The following is a 17,939-nucleotide window of genomic DNA, read 5'->3' as shown; positions in this document are numbered from 1 at the left end:
CGGCCGGAGCCGGCCCGTATCCGGACACCTGGCCGCCGCTCACGCCCCACGCGGACCACATCCGCCCGGCGCGGCTCGGGCGCGGACGTCACCGGCCCTTCAGTGCGTCGCGCACCACGTCCGGCTTGTTCGTGATCACCCCGTTCACGCCGTAGCCGGCGACGCGCCGGGCCCCGGCCGCGTCGTCGACGGTCCAGGTGAAGACCCCGAGCGGCCTGCCGTGCGGCCCGGTGACGGCGTGGACGGCCGCCACGTACCCGAGGGACAGCGACGTGGCGGAAGGGTTGACCAGGTCGGTGAAGCGGGCGTACGCGGGCAGGTCCGCCACGGCCGGCCGGCCGAGGAAGCCGGTCCTGATCCCGGGTTTCAGCTCGTGCACGGTCCGCAGGCTGTCCGCGTTGAAGCTCTGCACGACCAGTCGCCCGCCGACGTGCGCCCGGTCCAGCCAGCCCTCGTTGGCGAGGACCTTGAGGATCTGCCGTTCGATGCCCGGATACAGCTCCGGGTTCTTGATCTCCAGCAGCAGTTTCTGGTGGTGCGCCTCCACGCGGCGCAGGTACTGCTCCAGCGTCGGTACGCGCGTGCCCGCGTACCCGGACCCGAACCAGCTGCCCGCGTCCAGCCGCGCGATCTCCGCGGCGGTGAAGTCCTTCACCTTCCAGGGCGCGCGGTCGGGAAAGACCTGCTCGACGTCGGTGGTGCGGGCCAGGCTGTCGTCGTGGACGACGACGAGCTCGCCGTCGTTGGTGCGCTGGACGTCGTTCTCCACCCAGCCGATGCCCAGCGAGGCCGCCTTGTCGACGGCGGCCAGCGTGTTCTCGGGGGCGTAGGCGGACGCGCCCCGGTGGGCGATCACCACCGGGTGCTCCGCGCTGCCGACCGCCCGGACATGGGAGGCGGGGAGCAGGAGGGCGGCAACGCCGAGGAACGCGACGGCGGTGGCGACAACGCGCGCGTACATGGGCACTCCTCGTGCCGGGCGGTCACGGACAGCTCCAGGGTGACAGCTCGGCGTCATCGGCGCCGGGCGTACGGGCCAACAGGTGGATCGGACAGGCGTACCAACAGGTGGACCCGCAGGCGGACCGGACAGACGGGACCGGCGAATAAAACGACAGGCGGAATGACAAATGAATCGGCAGATGAAACGACAGACGGGACAGGGTGCGGCGCCGGCAGGTGAAGACGGGGCCGCCGATCCGCACACCGGTGGCGCACAACTGGGGCGAGGCCGTGTTTCTTTACCGGAGAGTCGTTCGCCTTCTCCCGTGCGGGTCATACTCTCTGCGTCACCCTGACCGGCCCGGCGGTTCCGGGGCGGGGAGAAGCACGTGATTTCCGGGACGCGAGAGGCGGAAGGGCAGCCGCGCATGCAGGGCACGGTCGACGGATTCAGCTACGGACTCGTCACGCCGGTTGTGGCCTACCTCCTGGCCTGCCTCGGCGCCGCGCTCGGTCTGCGCTGCACCACCCGCTCCCTGCTGATCGGCGGCTCCTGGCGGCCCGCCTGGCTGGCCCTGGGCTCGGCGGCGATCGGCTCGGGCATCTGGACCATGCACTTCGTCGCCATGATGGGGTTCGCGGTCAAGGAGACCCCGATCCACTACGACGTACCGACCACGTACGCGAGCCTGGTCCTCGCCATCGTCATGGTGGGCGCCGGCATCTTCATCGTCGGCTACAGAGGCGCCAGGGGCGCCGCGCTCTTCACCGGCGGCACGGTCACCGGCCTGGGCATCGCCTCGATGCACTACCTCGGCATGGCCGGCATGCGCCTGGACGGCACGCTCGAGTACAACACGCTCACCGTCGCCGCCTCCGTCGTCATAGCCGTCGTCGCCGCGATCGCCGCGCTGTGGGCCGCCGGGCAGGTGCGGGGCTTCCTGTGGAGTGTGGGCGCGAGCCTGGTGATGGGGCTGGCCGTGAGCGGCATGCACTACACCGGCATGGCCGCCGTCACCGTCCACCTGCACGGCACGGCCGGCGCGTCCGCCGGCGAGGCGCCCGCCGCCCTGCTCGCGCCGATGCTGATCGGCCCGCTCGCCTTCCTCCTCCTCGCCGGTGTCGTGGTCATGTTCGATCCGCTGATGGTCGTGGGGAAGCCGAACCTTGTCCCCGCCGAGCACAAGCCCGGCGTGCCGGCCCGCGAACTCGTGGCCCACTCCGCCCGGCGCCCCGCCCCGTACCCCCGCCACCAGCCGGGGCGGCGCGTCACCCGCGCCTCGCGGAACCGCTGACCGGGCCCCGTTGTCAGTTCCGTTGTCAGTGCGGGGTCGTACGGTTGACTTCATGCGGCCCGTTTCCCAGATCGAACGCACGGTGGCGCCCTTCAAGGTCGTCAGCCCCTACCGGCCCAGCGGCGACCAGCCGCAGGCCATCGAAGAGCTCGCCCGGCGCATCCAGGCGGGCGAGAAGGACGTCGTCCTGCTCGGCGCGACCGGCACCGGCAAGTCCGCCACCACCGCGTGGATGATCGAGAAGCTGCAGCGCCCCACGCTCGTGCTGGCACCCAACAAGACGCTGGCCGCCCAGCTGGCCAACGAGTTCCGCGAGCTGCTGCCGAACAACGCGGTCGAGTACTTCGTCTCGTACTACGACTACTACCAGCCCGAGGCCTACGTACCGCAGTCGGACACCTACATCGAGAAGGACTCCTCGATCAACGAGGAGGTCGAGCGGCTGCGCCACTCCGCGACCAACTCGCTGCTCACCCGGCGGGACGTCGTCGTGGTCGCCTCGGTCTCCTGCATCTACGGCCTGGGCACGCCGCAGGAGTACGTCGACCGCATGGTCACCCTGCGCGTCGGCGACGAGATCGACCGGGACGAGCTGCTGCGCCGCTTCGTGGACATCCAGTACACGCGCAACGACGTGGCGTTCACCCGCGGCACCTTCCGCGTCCGCGGCGACACCATCGAGATCTTCCCCGTCTACGAGGAGCTCGCCGTCCGCATCGAAATGTTCGGCGACGAGATCGAGGCGCTCTCCACGCTCCACCCGGTCACCGGCGAGATCCTCAGCGACGACCAGCAGCTGTACGTCTTCCCGGCCTCCCACTACATCGCCGGCCCGGAGCGCATGGAGCGCGCCGTCAAGGGCATCGAGCAGGAGCTGGAGGAGCGGCTGGCCGAACTGGAGAAGCAGGGCAAGCTCCTGGAGGCCCAGCGCCTGCGGATGCGCACCACGTACGACATCGAGATGCTCCGCCAGATCGGCACCTGCTCCGGCGTGGAGAACTACTCACTGCACTTCGACGGCCGCGAGCCCGGGTCCCCGCCCAACACCCTCCTGGACTACTTCCCGGAGGACTTCCTCCTCGTCATCGACGAGTCGCACGTCACCGTCCCGCAGATCGGCGCCATGTACGAGGGCGACGCCTCCCGCAAGCGCACCCTCGTCGAGCACGGCTTCCGGCTGCCCTCCGCGCTGGACAACCGGCCGCTGAAGTGGGAGGAGTTCCAGGAGCGCATCGGGCAGACGGTCTACCTGTCGGCGACCCCGGGCCCGTACGAGCTGTCGCGGGCCGACGGCGTCGTCGAGCAGATCATCCGCCCCACCGGTCTCGTCGACCCGGAAGTCGTCGTCAAGTCCACCGAGGGGCAAATCGACGACCTGGTGCACGAGATCCGCAAGCGGGTCGAGAAGGACGAGCGGGTCCTGGTCACCACGCTCACCAAGAAGATGGCCGAGGACCTCACGGACTACTTCCTGGAACTCGGCATCCAGGTGCGCTACCTGCACAGCGACGTCGACACGCTGCGCCGCGTGGAGCTGCTGCGCGAGCTGCGCAGCGGCGAGTTCGACGTGCTGGTCGGCATCAACCTCCTGCGGGAGGGCCTCGACCTGCCCGAGGTGTCCCTGGTGGCCATCCTCGACGCGGACAAGGAGGGCTTCCTGCGCTCGGGCACCTCGCTGATCCAGACCATCGGCCGCGCGGCGCGCAACGTCTCGGGCCAGGTCCACATGTACGCCGACAAGATCACGCCGGCGATGCAGCGGGCGATCGAGGAGACCAACCGCCGCCGCGAGAAGCAGATCGCCTACAACAAGGCGCACGGCATCGACCCGCAGCCGCTCCGCAAGAAGATCAACGACATCGTCGCCCAGATCGCCCGCGAGGAGGTCGACACCGAGCAGCTGCTGGGCAGCGGCTACCGCCGGGCGAGGAAGGACGGCGGGGGCGCCAAGGCCCCGGTGCCGTCGCTCGGCGGCAGGGCGGCCGCCCAGACCACCAAGACCACGAAGACCGCCAAGTCCGCCAAGGGCAAGGTCCGGGAGACGGTGCCCACCGACCGCCCGGCGGCCGAGCTCGCCGAGCAGATCGAGGAGCTGACCGAGCGCATGCGCGCGGCCGCCGCGGACCTGCAGTTCGAGATCGCGGCCCGGCTGCGCGACGAGATCGCCGAGATGAAGAAGGAGCTGCGCCAGATGAAGGAGGCGGGCCTGGCCTGAGCCGTACCCGCCTGAGCCGTACCCGGTACGCGGTGTGTTGCAGGACCGACACAAAGTGCGGTTCCGGGTTCGGCGCTGCCGGTGCTCCTGCGTAGGGTTTTGCTCAACCGCGCACGTCGCGGCAACAGGGGAGTAGTCCGAGAGGGGAAGCAGCCGTGACCGTCAACTTGACCAAGGGTCAGGCCATCAGTCTGCAGAAGAACGACGGGGGCAGCCTGACCGCGGTCCGTATGGGTCTCGGCTGGCAGGCGGCGCCGCGCCGTGGCCTGTTCGGCTCCCGTACGCGGGAGATCGACCTCGACGCCTCCGCCGTGCTCTTCGCCGACAAGCAGCCCGTCGACGTCGTGTTCTTCCGCCACCTGGTCAGCGACGACGGGTCCGTGCGGCACACCGGTGACAACCTCGTCGGCGGTGCCGGGCAGGGCGGCGACGACGAGGCGATCCTCGTCGACCTGCAGCGGGTCCCGGTCCACATCGACCAGATCGTCTTCACCGTGAACTCCTTCACGGGCCAGACCTTCCAGGAGGTGCAGAACGCCTTCTGCCGCCTGGTCGACGAGACCAACGGCCAGGAACTCGCCCGCTACACCCTGGCGGGCGGCGGCGCCTACACCGCCCAGATCATGGCCAAGGTCCACCGTTCGGGCACGGGCTGGACGATGACCGCCATCGGCGCCCCGGCCAATGGCCGCACCTTCCAGGACCTGATGCCGACGATCATGCCCTACCTGTAGCGGGGCCCGGCGGCACGACGGCAGACAACGACACAGGGGCGACACAGGGGGCAGAAGGCGATGACGGCCGAGCTGGTGCGGGGGCAGAACCACCCGCTCACCCAGACCCGTCTGGAGGTCCGCGTCTCGGCCGGCACGCCGATCGTCGCCGCGGCCACACTGAGCGACGACCGGGACAGGGTGCGCGGCGCCGAGTGGGTGGCCCACCCCGGCGCACCCGTCCTGCCCGGTGTGGAGGTCTCTCGGCAGGCGGCCGCCCGGCACCGTCTCGCTCTCGACCTGGACGCCCTCCCGGACGCCGCGCACCGCCTCCACGTCGTGCTCGCGCTGCCGGTCGGCACCGGCGGCCCGGCCCGGTTCGGCGCCGCCGCCGCTCCGTTCGCCGCGGTCACCGCCCCTGACGGCACGCCGGTCGCCGACTACACCGTCACCGGTCTGGACACCGAGTCCGCCCTGATCGCCCTGGAGTTCTACCGTCGCCAGGGCACCTGGAAGGTCCGCGCCGTCGGCCAGGGATACACCGGCGGACTCGCCGACCTCCTCGCCGACCAGGGCCTCACCGAGGCGCACCGGCTCGCGGCCGCCATCCACGAGGCCGTGGCCCGCGGGCTCGCCCTCTCGGTACCGGCACCGCCGCCGCGCCCGGCGCACCACGACCGCTCCGGGCAGGCCGGCACACCGGCTGGTGCGGCGGCGCACGGCGGTGGTGCCGGCACGCCGGCCGCGCTGCCCGAGGGACCGACCGGCACCCCGGCCGCCACGCACGACGCGGCACCGCCGTACACCGCCCACGAACCGGCCCCCGCGCCCGGCGGCCGGGCGCCCCGGCCGGGCATGCCATCGGCCGGGACGTCCGCCTCCCGGCCGGTGCCCCCAGCGGGCGGCCCGGTCGACTACCAGCACCCCCGGCGGCGCCCGGCCGCACCGCCCTCCTCCCCGCCCCCCGCGCCCGAACCCCCGCCCGGCCGGCCCGCGCCGCCCGTCGCGGGCGACGCGCCCGGCTGGAGCATGGAGGAACGCCTCTACAACCAGGTCTGGGGCATGTTCGAGGACCTGGCCCGCACCACCGCCGCCTACCGCAGCGCCGTACAGTTCGCCGACACACGCCTGGAGAAGGAACTCGACCAGATCCTGTCCGACCCGCGCAGCAGGATCGGCGGACAGGGAGACGCCGCCCGGGAGGCGGCCCGCGCCCGGCACGGCGAGCTCGTCGACCGGGCCAGGGCCGTACTGGACCGCGACCTCGCCCAGCTGACCGCCGAGTCGGACGTCGTCGAACCCGCGCTGCCCCCGGCCTACGCCCGCTGGGACAGCCCGGTGTGGCACGGCTACCGCGTACCGCAGGAGAGTCCGCAGGCCATCCGGCTGGGGGACCTCCACCTGCCCGAGAGCGGCACGCTGCGCATCCCGTTCCTCATGCGGCTGCCGCTGGAGCGCGGCCTGTGGATCGACAGCGGCCGCACCGGCTCCTCCGCGGGGCCGGCCGGCGACGCCGGCGAGCGGCGGCAGGCGGCGCTGGAGACGGCGGTGGGGCTCGCGGCCCGGCTGCTGGCCGCGCACCCGCCGGGCGAGTGCGGCGTCCAGGTCATCGACCCGGCCGCCTCCGGCGCCCGGGCGCTGGCACCGCTCGTGGACAGCGGCGTGCTGGCCGTCCCGCCCGCCCGGGGCGCCGCAGGCGTGACCGACGTCCTCGCCCGCCTGACCGAGCGCGTCGACCTGGTGCAGATGGCCGTGCGCGGCGGAGCCGCCGACGCGCTGCCGCCCGGCCTGGACACCTCCCGGCAGCTGCTGATCGTCAACGACTTCCCGTACGGATTCGACGACCGCGCCGTGACCCGGCTGCGCTACCTCGCGGACGAGGGCCCGGGCGTCGGCGTCCATCTGCTCATGGTCGCCGACCGCGAGGACGCCGCCGCCTACGGCCCGCTGCTCGACCCGCTGTGGCGCTCGCTGCTGCGTCTGACGCCCGTCCCCGACGACCACCTGGCCGATCCCTGGGTCGGTCACGCCTGGACCTATGAGCCCTGCCGCGTCCCGCCGGGCAGCCAGGTCCTCCGGCAGGTGCTCGGCCGGGTCGCGGCGGCACGGCGCCCTTGGGTGCCCTGACGCCACAAGGCCGCGGTCAAGCCTGGTAAAGGGCCTCTGAGCTGGCGATTTGGGTTTTCTTTGCCTGGGTCTTTACCAATCCTTGGTCATTGGGGTACTGTCGTCCGTACGGAGGGGAGTACTCCCTGACTGCTGCGGCGTTCCCGTCAGTACGGATCCGGCCGGATCCCGGGGCGCCGACCCGTGGCTTCCGGACGCGTCCCGTGCACGCGACCGGCCGCGGCGGGTGGAAGAGACCTCCGGTAGTGACGACGAACCCTTGCCGTGACGACTGCCGGAGGCGCAGTGGACGTGTCGATGACCCTGTGGGTCCTGACCATCGCGGGCCTGAGTGCCCTGATCGCGGTCGATTTCTTCATCGGCCGCAAACCCCACGACGTATCCCTCAAGGAAGCCGGGATCTGGACGGCCGTGTGGATCGCGCTGGCCGGCCTCTTCGGGCTCGGCCTGCTGGTCTTCGGCGGCGGCCCGCCCGCCGGCGAGTTCTTCGCGGGCTTCATCACCGAGAAGTCCCTCAGCGTCGACAACCTCTTCGTCTTCGTCCTGATCATGGCGAAGTTCGCGGTGCCGTCGCAGTACCAGCAGCGGGTGCTCCTCGTGGGCGTGCTCATAGCCCTGGTCATGCGAGCCCTCTTCATCGCCGCGGGCGCCGCGATCATCGCCGGCTTCTCCTGGGTGTTCTACCTCTTCGGCGCCTTCCTGATCTGGACCGCCTGGAAGCTGATCGTCGAGGCCCGTACGGACGAGAAGGAGGAGGAGTACAAGGAGAACAAGGCCCTGAAGTGGGCCGAGCGCCGCTTCGGCGTGGCCGACCGCTACCACGGCACCAAGCTGTGGATACGGCAGAACGGCAAGCGCGTCATGACGCCGATGCTCGTCGTGATGCTGGCGATCGGCACCACCGACGTGCTCTTCGCACTCGACTCGATTCCGGCGATCTTCGGCCTGACGCAGGACCCGTACATCGTCTTCACCGCCAACGCTTTCGCGCTGATGGGCCTGCGGCAGCTGTACTTCCTCATCGGCGGCCTGCTGAAGAAGCTGGTCCACCTGTCCTACGGCCTGTCGGTCATCCTGGGCTTCATCGGCGTGAAGCTGGTGCTGCACGCGCTGCACGAGTCCGGCGTCCACGTCCCGGAGATCAGCATCCCGGTCTCCCTCGGCGTGATCTGCGCGGTCCTCACCGTCACCACGGTCACCAGCCTCCTGGCGTCCAGCAGGCAGACGGCGGCAGAGGAAACGCAGGAACAGGAGCAGGAACAGGAGCGGGAGCAAGAGCGCGGCGGCAGCCTCGCGAAGCACAACGCCGACGCCTGACGGCGACCGGGGAAGGAGCACCGCGGGCCTTCCGCCCCGGAGCCGGCAGGCGGGCCGCGCCGGACCGGCGCCGGGAGCGGCAGGTCTCCGGACACCCCGCCGACCGCCCCGGCGCACCGTGATAGACCGGGTCCCAGCAGCGGTCGTGAGCGGACCGCCCCGTCGACGGACCGGAGGAACAGTGCCCCGCACCCTGGCCAGCGCCCCGATCATGATTCTCAACGGCCCCAACCTGAATCTGCTCGGACAGCGCCAGCCCGAGATCTACGGCTCCGACACACTCGCCGACGTCGAGGCCCTGTGTGCCAAGGCGGCCGCCGCGCACGGCGGCAGGGTGGACTTCCGCCAGTCCAACCACGAGGGCGAGCTGGTCGACTGGATTCACGAGGCACGGCTGCACCACTGCGGCATCGTCATCAACCCCGGCGCCTACTCGCACACCTCCGTGGCGATCCTGGACGCCCTCAACGCCTGCGACGGCATGCCGGTGGTGGAGGTGCACATCTCCAACATCCACAAGAGGGAGTCCTTCCGGCACCATTCCTACGTGTCGCTGCGGGCCGACGGCGTGATCGCGGGATGCGGGGTGCAGGGGTACGTGTTCGGCGTGGAGCGGATCGCGGCACTGGTGGGTGCCGGGCAGACCGAGACCTGAGGCGTGGACCTCGAACCGTCGGGCCGCCGACCGCGGATGCCGGCCCGGCGTGGGGCCGAGGGACGGGCGGGGGCCGCCGGCCGAGGGCGGGGATGGGGACCGGCGGCCCACACCCGGCAGGAGCCGTCATCCTGCGGGGGGTTGCCCCCAGTTGACTGCGCGAGAAGCGGCCGGGGGAGCGTGCGCGGGGCACCAATGCGTGTGGACGATTCACACGGGGCGCGCCCGGCGCGCGCTTCTATGCGCCGGTGCACGCCGAGGCGCGGCGCAGGCGAACGAACGGCTTTCCCGGCCGGGCGTGTTGATCGGACACGGTGACCCGCGTGCCGGCGCGTGCGTCGGCCGGACGTGTCGGCCGGACGTGTCGGCCGGGCCTGCTGGCGGGGTGCCCGGGACGGGCGCGGCGCCCGGAGCGCGCGCCCGTCCCGGGCTCACCCCGACGCCGCGGTCACCAGCCGCGTGCGTGCCACTCCGGCAGGTGGGGCCGCTCCGCGCCGAGCGTGGTGTCGTTGCCGTGGCCCGGGTAGATCCAGGTCTCGTCCGGGAGCACGTCGAAGAGCTTGGTCTCCACGTCGTGGATCAGGCTGGCGAACGCCTTGGGGTCCCGGTGTGTGTTGCCCACCCCGCCCGGGAAGAGGCAGTCGCCGGTGAATACGTGCGGATGCCCGTGCGGGTCGTCGTAGACCAGCGCGATCGAGCCCGGCGTGTGCCCGACGAGGTGGCGCGCGGTGAGCTCCACCCGTCCGACCCGCAGCACGTCGCCGTCGTCGACGAGGACGTCGGTCGGCACCGGGATGCCCTCGGCGTCGTACCGGCCCGCGTACGTGCGGGCCCCGGTGGCCGCCACCACCTCGGCGAGCGCCTGCCAGTGGTCGGGGTGCCGGTGGGTGGTCACGACCGAGGCGAGGCCGTCGTCACCGATCATGCCGAGCAGCGTCCGGGCCTCGTCGGCCGCGTCGATCAGCAGCTGTTCGTCGGTGGCCCGGCAGCGCAGCAGGTAGGAGTTGTTCTCCATCGGCCCGACCGCGATCTTGGTGATGATCAGGTCCTGCAGCTCGTGCACGTCGGCGGGGCCGCCGACCTTCACCGCTCCGCTGTACGTCATGACGGCAGCCTATAGCGGCGATGAGCGGCCGCCCCCGTGCAGCGAGACGCACAACCGCCAGGGGCGTGACAGCCGCCTCCGCCCGTCCGTGCCCGGCTCCGCCGCCCGGGACGCCGCGCCCGCAGCCGCGGAGCTCGGGGCCCGCAGCGGCGGGGCGCAGCGACAGTGGCGGCAGCGGGGGCACGGCGGCGGTCACAGCGGCGGCAGCGTCGGCAGCGGACCGCCCTGGACACTGAGCGCGGCCCCGTCGCGCCGCCCCGCGAGCCAGCCGAGGAGGTCGGCGCGCGTGCCCCGGACGGTGACCCCGAGCCCTTCGGCCTCCCGGCCGGTGCGCCAGCCGCGCCGGCCGTCGGTGAGGTGGACCGGCGGCACGTCCGGGTGGCCGGAGAAGCGCTCGACGAGGAACTCGATCTCGCGCTCGGTGAACTCGGCCGGCAGGTCCTCCAGTTCGTAGCCGATCCCGAGGTCGACGTGGTGCAACTCGACCTCGATCCACCGCCGGAAGGGCACCCGGGATGCGGAGTCGGTGACCCCGTTGCGCAGTTCCACGGTGCGTGACCAGTCCGCGGGCGCGGCCGCCGCCTCCTGGAAGCGGGCTGCGCTGTCGCGCACATCGGCGAGCTGGGCGTCCAGGGGGCGCGGGGCGTCCCGCTCGATGTCGGCGTCCCGGGCCTGCGCGGAGGCGTACATGGGGCGCCCCTGGAGGACGTTCACGAGGGCGTCCGCGTTGCGGGCGAGGTGGGCGAGCACATGGCCGCGGGTCCAGCCGGGCAGCCGTGACGGTTGTGTCACAGCCGCGTTGTCCAGCTTGGCCGCTGCGGTGAGCAGCCGTTCCGTCGCGTCGCGTACAGACGCCAGGTCGCGCGCGTGATCCATCATGGGGCCGACCCTAGCCGCGCCACACCTTCGGGTGAAGAAGGCGGACCAGCCCCGTTAATCGAATGTACGTGCTATAGGGTCGTGTGCGGCGTCGGGCATGCTGGATGGTCCGGGACTGTGTGCGGAACCGGGAATCCGACCGGCGTTGTCAGTGGCTCCCCCTAGTCTGAGAAAACACGGGGGCCCCGCCCCTGTCACTTCTCTCAAGAAAGGTGCGGACCGGCGTGGCCGACCGTCTCATCGTCCGTGGCGCGCGCGAACACAACCTGAAGAACGTCTCGCTCGACCTGCCCAGAGACGCCCTCATCGTCTTCACGGGCCTGTCCGGATCGGGCAAGTCCTCCCTGGCCTTCGACACGATCTTCGCCGAGGGCCAGCGACGCTACGTGGAGTCGCTCTCCTCGTACGCCCGGCAGTTCCTGGGCCAGATGGACAAGCCGGACGTCGACTTCATCGAGGGTCTGTCCCCGGCGGTCTCCATCGACCAGAAGTCGACCTCGCGCAACCCGCGCTCGACGGTCGGCACCATCACCGAGGTCTACGACTACCTGCGCCTGCTCTTCGCCCGCATCGGCAAGCCGCACTGCCCCGAGTGCGGCCGGCCCATCTCGCGCCAGTCGCCGCAGGCGATCGTCGACAAGGTCCTGGAGCTGCCGGAGGGGAGCCGCTTCCAGGTGCTGTCGCCGCTGGTGCGCGAGCGCAAGGGCGAGTTCGTCGACCTCTTCGCCGACCTCCAGGCCAAGGGCTACTCCCGCGCGCGGGTGGACGGACAGACGATCCAGCTCTCCCATCCGCCGACGCTGAAGAAGCAGGAGAAGCACACCATCGAGGTGGTCGTCGACCGCCTCACGGTGAAGGAGTCCGCCAAGCGGCGCCTGACCGACTCCGTGGAGACCGCGCTCGGCCTGTCCGGCGGCATGGTCGTGCTCGACTTCGTCGATCTCCCCGAGGACGACCCCGAGCGCGAGCGCATGTACTCCGAGCACCTGTACTGCCCGTACGACGACCTCTCCTTCGAGGAGCTGGAGCCGCGCTCCTTCTCCTTCAACTCGCCCTTCGGCGCCTGCCCCGAGTGCACCGGTATCGGCACGCGCATGGAGGTCGACCCCGAACTGATCGTCCCGGACCCGGACAAGACCCTCGACGAGGGCGCCATCCACCCCTGGTCGCACGGGCACACCAAGGACTACTTCGGCCGCCTGATCGGCGCCCTCGCCGACGCCCTCGGCTTCCGCACCGACATCCCCTTCGGCGGACTGCCGCAGCGCGCCAAGAAGGCCCTGCTGTACGGGCACAAGACGCAGATCGAGGTGCGCTACCGCAACCGGTACGGCCGCGAGCGCGTGTACACGACGCCCTTCGAGGGCGCCGTGCCGTTCGTCAAGCGCCGGCACAGCGAGGCCGAGAGCGACGCCAGCCGCGAGCGCTTCGAGGGCTACATGCGCGAAGTGCCCTGCCCCGCCTGCGAGGGCACGCGCCTGAAGCCCGTCGTCCTCGCGGTGACGATCATGGGCAAGTCGATCGCCGAGGTCTCCGCCATGTCGATCAGCGACTGCGCGGACTTCCTGGGCCGGCTCAAGCTCACCGCCCGCGACAAGAAGATCGCCGAGCGGGTGCTGAAGGAGGTCAACGAGCGGCTCAGGTTCCTGGTCGACGTGGGCCTCGACTACCTGTCGCTCAACCGCGCGGCCGGCACGCTCTCCGGCGGCGAGGCCCAGCGCATCCGTCTGGCCACCCAGATCGGCTCCGGCCTCGTCGGCGTCCTGTACGTCCTGGACGAGCCGTCCATCGGCCTGCACCAGCGCGACAACCACCGGTTGATCGAGACCCTGGTCCGGCTGCGCGACATGGGCAACACGCTCATCGTCGTCGAGCACGACGAGGACACCATCAAGACCGCCGACTGGATCGTCGACATCGGCCCCGGCGCCGGTGAGCACGGCGGCAGGGTCGTGCACAGCGGCTCCCTGGAGGAACTGCTCGCCAACGAGGAGTCCCAGACCGGCCAGTACCTCTCCGGCCGGAAGTCCATCCCGGTGCCCGAGATGCGCCGCCCCCGCGACCCCGCCCGGCAGCTCACGGTGCACGGCGCCCGCGAGAACAACCTCAGGGACATCGACGTCTCCTTCCCGCTCGGCCTGTTCACCGCCGTCACGGGCGTCTCCGGCTCCGGCAAGTCGACCCTGGTCAACGACATCCTCTACACCCACCTGGCGCGCGAGCTGAACGGCGCCCGCACCGTGCCGGGGCGGCACACGCGCGTGGAGGGCGACGACCTCGTCGACAAGGTGGTGCACGTCGACCAGTCGCCCATCGGCCGTACTCCCCGGTCCAACCCGGCGACGTACACCGGCGTCTTCGACCACATCCGCAAGCTGTTCGCGGAGACCACCGAGGCGAAGGTGCGCGGCTACCAGCCGGGCCGCTTCTCCTTCAACGTCAAGGGCGGCCGCTGCGAGAACTGCGCCGGCGACGGCACCATCAAGATCGAGATGAACTTCCTCCCGGACGTGTACGTCCCGTGCGAGGTCTGCCACGGCGCCCGCTACAACCGGGAGACCCTGGAGGTCCACTATAAGGGGAAGTCCATCGCCGACGTGCTGAACATGCCGATCGAGGAGGCGATGCACTTCTTCGAGGCCGTACCGGCGATCTCCCGCCACCTGAAGACGCTCAACGACGTCGGCCTCGGCTACGTCCGGCTCGGCCAGTCCGCGACCACCCTGTCCGGCGGTGAGGCGCAGCGCGTCAAGCTCGCCAGCGAGCTGCAGAAGCGCTCCACCGGGCGCACGGTCTACGTCCTGGACGAGCCGACCACCGGTCTGCACTTCGAGGACATCAGCAAGCTGCTGAAGGTGCTCAACGGCCTGGTCGACAAGGGCAACACGGTCATCGTCATCGAGCACAACCTCGATGTCATCAAGACCGCCGACTGGATCATCGACATGGGTCCCGAGGGCGGCGCCGGCGGCGGTCTCGTCGTGGCCGAGGGCACGCCCGAGCAGGTCGCGGGCGTACCGGCCAGCCACACGGGCAAGTTCCTGCGGGAGATCCTCTCCGCGGAAAAGATCAGCGATGCTGCTCGTACCCCGAAGAGCAGGACGCGCAGGAACGCGTCGGCCAAGGGGAGGGAGTAGAGCAGGCGGCCGGGTGGACACCCCCGCGTGGGCGGGGACCGCATGCTGTCGGCCCGGAAGATGTCGCGAAGGAACGGACCACCCCCGCGGTGGCGGGGAAGCACCGGCCCACCCGCTTTCGGTCAACGACTCCGTCCGCCCAGAGGTCACGGTGCCCCGCGTGGACTCCCCGCGGGGCACCGTTCGTCGGTGCGGCGGCCGACGGCGCGCCCCTCCCCGTGCCGCAGGCGGCTCATGGGCGGTCTACGGCTCGCCCACCTCGGAGGCGTACGGCGGTTCGGCGTCGGCGCGGGAGCAGGTGACCGCCGCGGCGCGGGCTGCGAAACGCAGCAGCCGCGTCCAGGCGGAGCCGTCCAGTTCCGCCAGCGCCCGCCCGGACAGGGCGCCGTGCACGGACAGGCCGTGCAACAGGGCGGCGTTGACGGTGTCGCCCGCGCCGATCGTGTCGACCACGTCGACCCGCTCGGCGGGCACGGAGTGCTCCGCGCCGTTCCGGGTGTGGACGGTGAGCCCGTCGCCGCCCCGGGTGATCACGACGGCCGAGGGGCCGGCGGCCAGCCACTCGCGGGGGCTGCCGCCCAGCCAGCGCGCGTCCTCTTCGGAGAGCTTCAGCAGGTCCACCGACGGCAGCCAGCTCTTGAACCGCGCCCGGTAGGCGTCCGCGTCGGGGATCAGCCCCGTGCGGATGTTGGGGTCGAGGGCGGTGAACACGCCCTGCGCGGCCGCGGTGTGCATCAGCTTCTCGTAGGCGCTCGCGCCCGGTTCGAGCACCAGCGAGCAGGTGCCGAAGGAGAGCGCGCGCGTGCCGGGAGGCAGCGCCTCGGGGGCGGTGAACAGCCGGTCGGCGGTGCCCTCGACGTGGAAGGTGTACGCCGCGGAGCCGTCGCCGCCGATCGTGGCGACCGCGAGAGTGGTCGGCTCCGGTCCGCGCTGGACCCCGGAGACGTCCACGCCCGCCTGCCGCAGCCCGTCGAGCAGGGCCTCGCCGAAGGCGTCCAGGGAGACGCGGGAGCAGAACGCGGTGGGCGAGCCGAGGCGGCCGAGGGCGATCGCGGTGTTGTACGGGCCGCCCCCGCGTGCCGGGGTGAGGCTCGCGAGGGCACCCGGGCCCTGCGGTACCAGGTCGATGAGGGCCTCGCCGGCGACGACGATCACGAGTCGGGTCCTTTCGTGGGCTGGTCCGGCTGCCCGGGCCGCTCGGCCCGCGGGTGCGGGCGGGACGGCTCCGGGCAGCCGCACGAGGTGCGGTGGACGAAGGCGCAGGGCAGGCGCACGGTCCGGGCGGGGTGCTGCGGCGCGTCGAGCCGGTCCAGCAGCAGCCGTACCGCCCGGGCGCCGATGTCCCTGCTGGGCTGGGCGACGGCGGTGAGCCGGGGCGCGAACAGGTCCGCCCAGGGAAAGTCGTCGAAGCAGCACAGCGCGATGTCGCCGGGCACGGACAGGCCGCGGTCGCGCAGAGCCCGCAGGGCACCGATGGTCATGGCGTTGTTGGCGGTGACCAGGGCCGTGGGCGGCGCGGCGAGGGACAGCAGGGCCGCGGTCGCGCGCTCGGCGCCGGCCGCGTCGGAGTCGCCGTGCACGACCAGCCGCTCGTCGTGGGGCAGGCCCGCGGCCGCCAGCCCGTGCCGGTAGCCGGCGATCCGCTCGGCGGTGGTGCTCCACCCCGGCAGGCCCGCGACCAGCCCGATCCGGCGGTGTCCGAGCTCGGCGAGGTGCGTGACGAGCCGGGCCGTCGGCTCGGCGTTCTCCGCGCCCACCTGGTCGAAGCGGGCGGCGCCGTCCGGGTCCGCGTCCACCAGCCGGTCGAGGAACACGGCCGGTACGGAGTGCCGGGTCAGGTAGGCGACCAGCTCCCGGGGGTCGGCGGACGGGGCGACGATCACGCCGTCCACCCGCCGCTCGTGCAGGAGCTGCACGACGGTCCGCTCGTGCGCGGGGTCGTCGCGCGGATCGGCGATGAGCAGGCCGTAACCGTGTTCCAGCGCGCTCGCCTCGACGCCCTGGAGGATCTCCGTGAAGTACGGGTTGCGGACGGCCGACACCGCCAGCCCGATGGACCGGGTGCGGGACGTCACCAGGGAGCGGGCCAGGGTGTTCGGCGTGTAGCCGAGGGCGTCGACGGCGTCCAGCACCGCCTGGCGGGTGTGCGGCAGCACCGGGCGGGTGCCGTTGAGCACGTGCGAGACGGTCGCCACGGACACGCCGGCGTGCCGCGCCACGTCGGCCATGGTCGGCACGGTGTCACCTCCTGCGGGGCCTGGGTGGGCTCAGGGCGGGACGGTAACCCATGGACCCGGGCCGCGTAAACGCTTGCGCAAGCGTTTACGCGGGCTCCGTCAACGAGGCGACGGGCGGGCAAGCCGACAGGTAGACAGACAGACAGACAGGCAGACAGGCCGGCGGGCTGAGAGGGTGATGTCGACAAAGCGGGATGTCTGCGTGTGCCGGCTCACTCCCAGTCCCAGCCGATGCCCACCACCCCCGACCGCACCCGCGGCTCCACCAGGTGCACCGAGCGGTGCCGGGCGCTCAGCGGCAGCACACGGCGGGCGCTGCGCGGGGCGGCGGGGGAGTGCTGGGTGAACCGGTGGCAGTGCACCGGCAGGACGTCCGTGTCGAAGCGCACCTGGAGGGCGTACTGGCCGCCCGCGGTGCCGAAGCGGCGCGCGTACTCGCGGGACGTTCCGGCCGTGCCGTCCGTGACGCCGTAGCGGAAGAGGAAGGTGTCCCCGGCCCGCAGCCGGGTGTCGAAGAGGAGCTCGGCCACGAGCAGCCCGGTGTCCTCGTGCCGCCGGACGCGTCCGGTGCGGCAGTTCTCCAGGGCGTGGACGCGCATGTGCTCCGGTGCGCACCCCGGGTCGCCCTGATGGACGGCGACGTGCCGGTCGACGCCGTCCCGGTGCGCGCGCACGATCAGGTGCGACTCCTGCTCGGCCAGTTCACGCCGGTCCCCGATGCGCACTCGCTCGTGATGGCACAGGACGTCCAGCCCGCAGTCGGGCGCCGTCTCCAGCTCGGCGAGCAGGCCGTCCAGGACGTCCGAGGCCTCGGCGAGGGAGCGGTAGGAACGGGTGGCCGCCCGGTGCGCCGTCGCGTGCCCGTCGTTCTCGGCGAGCAGCCGGATCAGCGACTCGTCCGGCAACTGCAGGATCTCCTCCAGCGCCCGGACGGCCCGCAGCGACTCCGGGCGCTGCGGGCGCCGGGCGCCTTGCTGCCAGTAGCTCAGGCTCGTGACGCCGACCCGGACTCCGTGGCGCGACAGGTGGTGCTGCACCCGCTGCAGCGGCAGTCCGCGGGCGGCGATGGCGGCCCGCAGCGCGACGTGGAAGGGGCCGCCCCGCAGCACCGTGTCCAGATCGGCGGCGGTCTCGACCCGCTCAGGGGCATGCGGCATGCAGGGGCCTTTCTGTGAGGTGGCGCGTCGGCTGGTCGGGCCGCGCGCGGCTCGCCGGGGCCACCCCCGTGTGACGCCGGCGGTGTCTTCACATCCGTACGCCGCCGTTCAGGCCCCGAGTTCCCCCGCATTGAAGCGTGTTGACCAAGCCCCGACAACA

13 protein-coding genes are annotated in these 17,939 nt (G+C 72.0%); 7 read left to right on the top strand and 6 right to left on the bottom strand.

From position 1 onward, the window contains the following. Positions 1-88: 88 nt before the first annotated feature. Positions 89-961 carry a glycerophosphodiester phosphodiesterase gene (locus IE225_RS01130; protein ID WP_190055347.1) on the bottom strand — a complete coding sequence of 291 codons (873 nt, stop codon included), beginning with the start codon at positions 959-961 and terminating at the stop codon, positions 89-91. 409 nt (positions 962-1,370) lie between these two features. On the opposite strand from IE225_RS01130, the gene IE225_RS01125 reads away from it, so the two are divergent. The 6 genes from IE225_RS01125 to aroQ all read left to right on the top strand — a co-directional run bounded on the left by IE225_RS01125 (position 1,371) and on the right by aroQ (position 9,264). Further along, positions 1,371-2,237 carry an MHYT domain-containing protein gene (locus tag IE225_RS01125; RefSeq protein ID WP_190055346.1) on the top strand — a complete coding sequence of 289 codons (867 nt, stop codon included), beginning with the start codon at positions 1,371-1,373 and terminating at the stop codon, positions 2,235-2,237. A 52-nt stretch (positions 2,238-2,289) separates the two neighbouring features. Continuing rightward, positions 2,290-4,452 carry an excinuclease ABC subunit UvrB gene (gene uvrB / locus IE225_RS01120; protein ID WP_190055345.1) on the top strand — a complete coding sequence of 721 codons (2,163 nt, stop codon included), beginning with the start codon at positions 2,290-2,292 and terminating at the stop codon, positions 4,450-4,452. 155 nt (positions 4,453-4,607) lie between these two features. Next, positions 4,608-5,186 carry a TerD family protein gene (locus IE225_RS01115; protein ID WP_190055344.1) on the top strand — a complete coding sequence of 193 codons (579 nt, stop codon included), beginning with the start codon at positions 4,608-4,610 and terminating at the stop codon, positions 5,184-5,186. A 60-nt stretch (positions 5,187-5,246) separates the two neighbouring features. Further along, positions 5,247-7,292, top strand: a complete 2,046-nt coding sequence (locus IE225_RS01110; protein WP_190055343.1) for a TerD family protein — start codon at positions 5,247-5,249, stop codon at positions 7,290-7,292. A 285-nt stretch (positions 7,293-7,577) separates the two neighbouring features. Next, entirely contained in the window at positions 7,578-8,609 is a 1,032-nt protein-coding gene (locus IE225_RS01105; protein WP_190055674.1) for a TerC/Alx family metal homeostasis membrane protein, read from the top strand. 181 nt (positions 8,610-8,790) lie between these two features. Beyond that, entirely contained in the window at positions 8,791-9,264 is a 474-nt protein-coding gene (aroQ, locus tag IE225_RS01100; RefSeq protein ID WP_190055342.1) for a type II 3-dehydroquinate dehydratase, read from the top strand. A gap of 448 nt (positions 9,265-9,712) precedes the next feature. On the opposite strand, the gene IE225_RS01095 is transcribed toward aroQ, so the two are convergent. Then, complete coding sequence (locus IE225_RS01095) at positions 9,713-10,369, bottom strand: MBL fold metallo-hydrolase (RefSeq protein WP_190055341.1); 657 nt, start codon at positions 10,367-10,369, stop codon at positions 9,713-9,715. Positions 10,370-10,561: 192 nt separating this feature from the next. Further along, positions 10,562-11,248: a maleylpyruvate isomerase family mycothiol-dependent enzyme gene (locus IE225_RS01090; RefSeq protein ID WP_190055340.1), complete on the bottom strand. Its 687-nt coding sequence runs from the start codon at positions 11,246-11,248 to the stop codon at positions 10,562-10,564. Between the two features lie 224 nt (positions 11,249-11,472). Between IE225_RS01090 and uvrA the strand changes: the two genes are divergently transcribed. After that, positions 11,473-14,385, top strand: coding sequence for an excinuclease ABC subunit UvrA (gene uvrA, locus IE225_RS01085; RefSeq protein WP_229879121.1), 2,913 nt, complete (start codon positions 11,473-11,475; stop codon positions 14,383-14,385). A gap of 243 nt (positions 14,386-14,628) precedes the next feature. Here the strand turns inward: uvrA and IE225_RS01080 are convergent, their stop codons facing one another. The 3 genes from IE225_RS01080 to IE225_RS01070 form a co-directional block, all read right to left on the bottom strand. Beyond that, a complete protein-coding gene (locus IE225_RS01080) occupies positions 14,629-15,540 on the bottom strand; it encodes a carbohydrate kinase family protein (RefSeq protein ID WP_190055339.1) in 912 nt (303 codons plus the stop codon). Continuing rightward, positions 15,537-16,622 carry a LacI family DNA-binding transcriptional regulator gene (locus IE225_RS01075; protein WP_190055338.1) on the bottom strand — a complete coding sequence of 362 codons (1,086 nt, stop codon included), beginning with the start codon at positions 16,620-16,622 and terminating at the stop codon, positions 15,537-15,539. Before IE225_RS01075 ends, IE225_RS01080 begins: the two co-directional genes overlap by 4 nt. Positions 16,623-16,834: 212 nt before the next feature. After that, entirely contained in the window at positions 16,835-17,779 is a 945-nt protein-coding gene (locus IE225_RS01070; protein WP_190055337.1) for a hypothetical protein, read from the bottom strand. Positions 17,780-17,939: the final 160 nt, after the last annotated feature.

The sequence above is a fragment of the Streptomyces echinoruber genome (assembly GCF_014651135.1).
Taxonomy (GTDB): Bacteria; Actinomycetota; Actinomycetes; order Streptomycetales; family Streptomycetaceae; genus Streptomyces; species Streptomyces echinoruber.
Note: the sequence above shows the minus strand (reverse complement) of the source record. Positions and strands in the feature narration are given on the sequence as shown.